1 protein-coding gene is annotated in these 625 nt (G+C 60.3%); it reads right to left on the bottom strand.

Features of this window, described 5'->3' with window-relative positions; genetic code table 11:
- A partial coding sequence (locus J5M71_RS26515; protein ID WP_207838441.1) for a penicillin acylase family protein occupies positions 1-625 on the bottom strand: 625 nt, incomplete at both ends.

The raw sequence follows: 625 nt of genomic DNA, 5'->3' as shown, positions 1-625 counted from the left end.
GTGTTGACCCACGGAATGCCCTGGGTCGTGTGCACCGCGTCTTGCAGATCCTTGAGACTGCCGGCCCGGTTCATCGCATACCACTGTTCGAGCACGCGATCGTTGTCGAGGTTGGCATCGCGCAAGCTGTAGGCATATTGCTTGTCCCAGTCGAGCTTGCCCGGCCATTGCACGATCGGGCCGAACTTTGAACTGTAGATATCGCGCTTCACTGGCACGACCTGCCCGTCAGCCTGCTTGACCTGCACGGTAACCGCCTGCTTGCTCAGTGGCAGCGACTTGCCATCGAGCAAATACCGGGTCGGATCCTTTGGATCGAGTTGCAGGCGATACAAGGTGAAGTGTTTCGATGAGTCGACAGTGTGGGTCCAGGCCAGATGCTGGTTGAAACCGATGTTGATCATCGGCAGACCCGGCAAAGCCGCGCCCATGACATCGAGCTTGCCGGGGATGGTCAGGTGCATCTGATAGAAACGCATGCCGCCGACCCATGGGAAATGCGGGTTGGCCAGCAACATGCCACGGCCGTTGAACGAACGCTCGCTGCCGACCGCCACGGCGTTGCTGCCGCGATCCAGGGCGAAACGTTGCTGACGGGCGTCGGCCAACTGGAACGCCTCGGTGT

It is taken from the genome of Pseudomonas sp. 43(2021) (assembly GCF_017490805.1).
GTDB lineage: Bacteria > Pseudomonadota > Gammaproteobacteria > Pseudomonadales > Pseudomonadaceae > Aquipseudomonas.
This window is presented reverse-complemented; position numbering and strand designations above follow the sequence as displayed.